The sequence below is a fragment of the Erwinia sp. V90_4 genome, assembly GCF_029967685.1.
Lineage (GTDB): Bacteria > Pseudomonadota > Gammaproteobacteria > Enterobacterales > Enterobacteriaceae > Erwinia > Erwinia aphidicola.
Map to the genome: position 1 here is coordinate 1 of NZ_JASCAQ010000030.1, position 710 is coordinate 710.

General features: G+C 48.7%; 1 protein-coding gene. It reads right to left on the minus strand.

Going from position 1 to position 710, the window contains the following annotated elements:
- A partial coding sequence (locus QLG07_RS02650; protein ID WP_282468410.1) for a hypothetical protein occupies positions 1-664 on the minus strand: 664 nt, incomplete at its 3' end.
- Positions 665-710 lie beyond the last annotated feature (46 nt).

Here is a 710-nt window from a genome sequence, read left to right on the forward strand (position 1 = left end):
CCTGAGTGGTGGCGCCCTTATTCGGAATGGCGCAGTTTTCGACAAAAACGCTTAAGCTGAAATCAGAGGTCTCGAAAACGTCTCCCCCGGCGCTCAGTGAAGTAGTGCCTTTGACGATGTGGGTTCCGGGGGGAATATCACCCGTTTTTATTAATGTCACTCCCAATGGTAATCCTGCTGAAAAACCAAAATTAGTAGTCATTGAAAGAGTTGTGGGAAAGTATGGGCCTCTATCCCCTTTATCTATTTTGAATTTTGTTATCATTCCAATGCCGACGATATTGGTGGGATACACTTTTCCGGCGGCGTCGGGAAATGCAGGGGGACTAATTCCATCCACCGGGGCTGCGGCAGAGGTATATTTTGCGGTTAGTGTCGCAGAACCTCCGCACTCCAGTCCCTCATAGTCTTTGAAGCTCTCAGGTGGCAGCAGCTTGGTTTCCTCTAGAATCTCACTGCCGATAGCCGCTGAACGCGGGATGGTGCCGGTTCCCCATGTCCGTTCTACGGTGACCTGATCCGCAGTGTAATCTCTTTTTTTTGAAGAATCTGTTTTAAAAAAATAGCATTTGTCAGCCGGTAGCGAGCCAGCAAAGCCCGGCGCACTGATGGATAACAGTACGCCTGCCGCGATCAAGCCATAACATTTCATCATATAGCTCATATTTTCCCTTAGTGACGACAAATCGCCGTGGTGATAATCAGTCCAT